The following is a 4848-nucleotide window of genomic DNA, read 5'->3' on the forward strand; positions in this document are numbered from 1 at the left end:
GTTGCTGCCTTCGTAGTGACAGACATTCTCAAATACAAATCAGGCATTCTTAATAATCCTATTGCTGCAAGGAGAATAAATAATGTTCCAAGGGAAATAATTACCATTATTATAATATCATTCATTTCTTTTTCTTTTTTCAAGGTAATATGAGAACGCAACTGTACTTAAAAAGGCAATGAGTGCAAAAATCATTGCGATATCTAGGAATGAAGGTCGGTTTGTGACTATACTGTACACTGCAATTATAGAAATACCTATTGTGATAAGTAAATCTAAAGCTACAACTCTATCGGATAAAGAAGGTCCCATTAAAAAACGGATAAAGACCAACAAAGTGGATGTACTAAGTATAGGTAAAATTATATATGATAAAAAGTCTTCTATATTCATCGTAATATTTTCAAAATTCGTTTTTCAAATCCGTTTTTAATACTGTTGATAAACTCTTCTTTATCGTTAACGTACATGGCGTGGATGTATAATACTTTTCTGTCGTCTGAAATATCTAAACTCAATGTTCCTGGGGTAAGGGTTATGATATTTGCCAAGAGTGTAATTTCTAAATCTGATTCAGCATCTAGAGGATATTTAATAATACCAGGCTCCATATAAAACTTCGGAGTTATCACATGAGCTGCAACTTGTAAGTTGGCTTTGATCAATTCGTATAAAAAGTAAAAAGTGAAGCTAATTATTCGAGGAGCTATTACGAAGTATTTTCTTTTGCCTTCGTTAGAGCTAATTAACCACAAAACTAAGTAGCTCAGGATAAATCCGAAAGTAAAGTTAGTTCCATTAATTGTTCCGGTAAGAAATACCCAAACAACAGCCAATAAGATATTTAATAAAAATTGAACTCTCATAGTTTTGTTCCTTCTTTAATTCCAAAAACAGCGTTATAATAATGCTCTGTATTCATCAATTCCTCTCCAATTCGTTCTGCAACTAGTTGGAAGTGCTCTGCAAAGAAGCTATAATATAATGTAAATCCTACTAATAAAAGAATAGGAACTATATAGGCAGCTTTTTCAGAGAAACTAAATTCATCGAAGTACTTAAATCCTTTTCTTCTTTCAGCAGGTAATTTGTTTTTGGAGAATGTATTGTTCCATACTTTTGCGATAATAACCAAAGTGATTAAACTTGCGAAAATAAACATGATTAACATGAACATTTCACCTTGTGTATAGCTTGCCGTAAACAAAGAAACCTTTGGCCAAAACCCTGATAATGGAGGCACTCCAACTAGCGCAAACATAGGAATGGCAAAGAGGAAGGATAGGCGAGGATGGCTATCCATTAATCCTCCCATTTTCTCTAATTTTGTGTTTCCGAAAATGCGGTACATTACCCCACTAATCATGAAGAGCGTAGCTTTTACAATAATGTCATGGAACATATACATCACAGCTCCAACAATTGCAACTTGGGTAAATAGACTCAAACCACCTACCATAAATCCAATGTGACAGATTATTAAATAGGAGAAAACCCGTTGTAAATCTTTTTGAACTAAGGCGCCAATTCCTCCGAAAAATATAGTGAAACCTGCAACAATCATCAATATCATTTGATTCAGTTCCCCTAGAGGGAAGAGCAGAGTGAATACACGGATCATTGCATAGATCCCTACTTTTGTAAGTAACCCCGCAAATAAAGCGGAAACAGCCGCAGGAGGAGTGTGGTAGGAGGCTGGTAGCCAAAAGTATAATGGAAAAACCCCTGACTTTACTCCAAACCCTATAAAGAAGATAAGTGAAATAGTTTGAATCAATCCTTTATTTTCTATTTCTGGAATAATCCTTGACAACTCAGCCATGTTTAATGAACCTGTAGTTCCATAGACCATTGCGATTGCTGTTAGGAAAATTATTGATGAAAGCATATTTAAAGTAAAGTACTTTACCGCTCCTTCAATCTGAATTGCTCGGCCTCCAATGGTTAAAAGAACAAAAGAAGAAATGATAATTACTTCAAACCAAACATACAGACTAAATAAATCTCCTGTGATGAAGGCGCCACTTAATCCCATAATTAAAAAATGGAAAATAGCATAGTATCCAAACTTTAAACGAGAGGAAACCATGTTTTTAGTGGAATAAATAGAAACTGCCAAGGCAACTATATTGGTCAATACGATTAAAGAGACAGCTAAAGTATCCGCAACCATTGAGATTCCAAACGGAGCATCCCAGTTTCCTAATTGAACACTTTGAATTCCTTCGGTCCAAACTTTATTGAATAAAAGTCCACCTATAATAATCCCTAAAACGCTTCCTATGATACTAATGTAGCGTTGAATCTTAGGGTTCATCCATGATAACAACAATAGAATTGCAGTCAACAAATGGACGATAATTGGGTATATGGTTAAATGTTCGCTCATGTGATGTCGTCTGTTTTGTTCATGGTGTCAATATCGTCTGTTTTCAAGACCTTGTATGCACGTTTTATTAATACAATGGCAAAAGATTGTAGTCCGAAACTAATTACAATTGCAGTAAGTATTAACGCTTGGGGTACTGGATCTGCATATAATCCAACAAGAGCATTAGAGTCTTCCTGTATTAATGGTGGTCTTCCTTTTACGAGTCCACCCATTAAGAAAATTAAGAGGTTTACTCCATTCCCAAGTATTACGATTCCAATAATCAATTTCACCAAGCTACGGCGAAGAATCAAATAGATTCCTGCTGCGTAGAGTATTCCTGTCATTATCGCTAAAAGTATTTCCATAATATTTAAACGCTTTCTGAGATGGTAAATATGATTGTTAAACAAACGCCAACTACTACAAAGTAGACTCCTGCATCAAAGAACAAAGCACTTCCTATTTTTCCCAAAACCGGAATGTCTTTTTCATACCATAAGCCTGTCATTAGCGGCTCTCCAGTAATAAAAATTGGAGCCAATGCGCTTAATGTTGCTATTAATAATCCTATTGGAATTAAGAATCCAGGGTGGATGCGCAAAATTTTTCTTGTTTCCGTTAAGCCATTTGCAAAAGCATGTAGAATAAATGCAATAGCTGCGATGAGTCCACCAACGAATCCTCCACCTGGTAGGTAGTGGCCACGAAGTAAAACAAATACTGAAAACAACACCAATAAAGGGAGTAATGTTTTAGAAATGGTATTTAAAATTAGACTTTTCATATTATCTCTCGTGTTTTTTTAGGTATAACTTTAATAATCCAAATACACCGATTGCGGCAATTGCCAATACGGAAATTTCTATCATGGTATCAAAACCACGGAAGTCAACAAGGATAACGTTAACAACATTCTTTCCTTTAGCTAAAAGATAGGCATTTTCTGCATAGTATTCAGTTGTGGCTTTAATTGGATCTTCCTTCATAATCTCTATGATTGTAAAGGCTAAGAAAGTACCGAAAGAAGTCGCGACAATCCCATCTCTAATTCGATTGGTACGGTTAGATAGATTGAGGTATTTCGGTAAACGATAGAGTACCAAAACAAATAGAATTACCGTTAACGTATCAATAGAAAATTGTGTCATTGCTAAATCAGGAGCGCCATAGAAAATAAAGATCAGACACATGGTATATCCTAATACCCCCATTCCTACAATTGCTGAGAGCCTTGATTTTGTAAACACTGTAAAAATGATAGAGGTCAGCATCATAATTAAAATGACAATCTCGTTCCAGTTCAGTGACTTTATCTCTTTAAGGCTTAGGAGTATACGAGGATTTACAAAGATGTGTACTCCAAAAACGATGGTCAGTAAGACTAAGATAATCATTACATAACGTCTTAAATATCCATTTTGGAATGTGCGGGTAAGAAAATACGATGTTTTTTGGAAAATATCAGAAAATTGTAAGGCAATAGATTTCGGAGATAAGTACTCAATTTTCTCAATTAGCGCTTCTTTTTTGTGACTTGGTTTCCAAAGGAAGTATAAAGTTAATCCTAAAGCAAGTGTAAGTCCACTCAATAAAAGAATTAGGTTAAAGCCATGCCAAATAGCAAGATGAGGGCTACTTTCTCCTGTAAGCAGAGGTGTAATGTTGTTGGTGAATAGTCCTTGAATCATGCTTGGAAATAATCCGAAAAGTAAGCTAAGTGCAGCAAGTATCATAGGCATAAACCACAATAGGAAATGCGGCTTTTTGATTGGACCCAGTTCACCTGGTAGTTTTCCGGTAAAAGGTTTTACTCCAACAAGTAGTCCTGCAAAAACCATGAATATATTGGTGATTACAGCTAGTGTAGTTAATAAAGCGGGACTAAAACCTCCATTTAAGGTGGCTTCATAGATGAGGTCTTTACCAAGAAAACCAACAGTGGGAGGGAAACCACCACTAGATAGCGCTGCGATTACTCCAGCAATTGCTAAAGGCAAGAGAACTTTTCCTAAACCACTGAGTTTAGTGATGTCTCGTGTTCCTGCTTGATGATCTATTGTTCCTGTGACCAAGAATAGACTTGCTTTGTATAAAGCGTGAACAACAATAAATACAATAGCGGCTGTAATTGATGCACTTGTACCTATTCCGATTAGAAACACCATAATTCCTAAAGCACCAATAGTAGAATATGCTAAAATTCCTTTTAGGTCTGTTTTAAATAGCGTATTTATTGCAGCATAAAGCATAGTGATTGCACCTACCACTAACATAACTGTGAAGTAATTAGAGTTATTTTCAAAGTGAGGTGTGAATCGTAAAAGGAGATAAATACCTGCTTTTACCATCGTTGCTGAATGCAGATAGGTAGAAACAGGAGTTGGCGCTTTCATTGCACCAGGTAACCAGAAGTGAAATGGAAATTGAGCAGATTTTGTGAAGGCTGCTAAAAACAAGAAAAGCAATAAGTAACC

7 protein-coding genes are annotated in these 4848 nt (G+C 35.6%); all 7 read right to left on the reverse strand.

Annotated features, from left to right (window positions below; genetic code table 11):
• Positions 1–125, reverse strand: a 125-nt coding sequence (locus tag VKY41_RS09320) for a monovalent cation/H(+) antiporter subunit G (protein ID WP_500814183.1), incomplete at its 3' end; no start/stop codon positions are given.
• Positions 118–393, reverse strand: coding sequence for a cation:proton antiporter (locus tag VKY41_RS09325; RefSeq protein ID WP_500814177.1), 276 nt, complete (start codon positions 391–393; stop codon positions 118–120). The genes VKY41_RS09325 and VKY41_RS09320, both read right to left, overlap by 8 nt.
• Positions 390–866: a Na+/H+ antiporter subunit E gene (locus tag VKY41_RS09330; RefSeq protein WP_500814178.1), complete on the reverse strand. Its 477-nt coding sequence runs from the start codon at positions 864–866 to the stop codon at positions 390–392. Before VKY41_RS09330 ends, VKY41_RS09325 begins: the two co-directional genes overlap by 4 nt.
• Positions 863–2389: a complex I subunit 5 family protein gene (locus tag VKY41_RS09335; RefSeq protein ID WP_500814179.1), complete on the reverse strand. Its 1527-nt coding sequence runs from the start codon at positions 2387–2389 to the stop codon at positions 863–865. Before VKY41_RS09335 ends, VKY41_RS09330 begins: the two co-directional genes overlap by 4 nt.
• Positions 2386–2739, reverse strand: coding sequence for a Na+/H+ antiporter subunit C (locus VKY41_RS09340; RefSeq protein WP_500814180.1), 354 nt, complete (start codon positions 2737–2739; stop codon positions 2386–2388). The genes VKY41_RS09335 and VKY41_RS09340 overlap by 4 nt, the downstream gene beginning before the upstream one ends.
• 5 nt (positions 2740–2744) lie before the next feature.
• Positions 2745–3158 carry a Na+/H+ antiporter subunit B gene (locus tag VKY41_RS09345; RefSeq protein ID WP_500814181.1) on the reverse strand — a complete coding sequence of 138 codons (414 nt, stop codon included), beginning with the start codon at positions 3156–3158 and terminating at the stop codon, positions 2745–2747.
• Position 3159: 1 nt separating this feature from the next.
• On the reverse strand, positions 3160–4848 hold a 1689-nt coding region (gene mbhE, locus VKY41_RS09350; RefSeq protein WP_500814182.1), incomplete at its 5' end, for a hydrogen gas-evolving membrane-bound hydrogenase subunit E.

This window comes from Xanthomarina sp., from assembly GCF_035306605.1.
GTDB lineage: Bacteria > Bacteroidota > Bacteroidia > Flavobacteriales > Flavobacteriaceae > Xanthomarina.

Coding starts and splice junctions, on each gene's coding strand:
- VKY41_RS09325 (WP_500814177.1), bottom strand. CDS start 393: ATGAATATAGAAGACTTTTTATCATATATAATTTTACCTATACTTAGT.
- VKY41_RS09330 (WP_500814178.1), bottom strand. CDS start 866: ATGAGAGTTCAATTTTTATTAAATATCTTATTGGCTGTTGTTTGGGTA.
- VKY41_RS09335 (WP_500814179.1), bottom strand. CDS start 2,389: ATGAGCGAACATTTAACCATATACCCAATTATCGTCCATTTGTTGACT.
- VKY41_RS09340 (WP_500814180.1), bottom strand. CDS start 2,739: ATGGAAATACTTTTAGCGATAATGACAGGAATACTCTACGCAGCAGGA.
- VKY41_RS09345 (WP_500814181.1), bottom strand. CDS start 3,158: ATGAAAAGTCTAATTTTAAATACCATTTCTAAAACATTACTCCCTTTA.